1 pseudogene is annotated in these 256 nt (G+C 33.2%); it reads left to right on the top strand.

Features of this window, described 5'->3' with window-relative positions:
- A pseudogene (locus tag KA858_RS12605) lies at positions 1-256 on the top strand (intramembrane glutamic endopeptidase MroQ); the annotation flags it as partial.

The following is a 256-nucleotide window of genomic DNA, read 5'->3' as shown; positions in this document are numbered from 1 at the left end:
CTTGGATGGCAACAACAGCTATCATTACTGTTTTATTATTATGGTATATGAACTCAAATATTAAAAATCCAACTCGATTAGAACAACAGAAGAAAGAACCATGGGTATACGTGATTTTCTGGTGTGTTGCAGGTATTATAATGGCCATGCTTGGACAAGTCATCGCCGCTTTGATTAATACATATATATTTAATCAACCAGTAGAAAGTGGTAATACTCAAAATCTCATGAAGATTGCACAACAATCACATATATT

The sequence above is a fragment of the Staphylococcus sp. GDX8P80P genome, assembly GCF_017893095.1.
GTDB lineage: Bacteria > Bacillota > Bacilli > Staphylococcales > Staphylococcaceae > Staphylococcus > Staphylococcus borealis.
The sequence above is the reverse complement of the archived record's forward strand: the minus strand, read 5'-3'. Positions and strand labels throughout refer to the sequence as shown.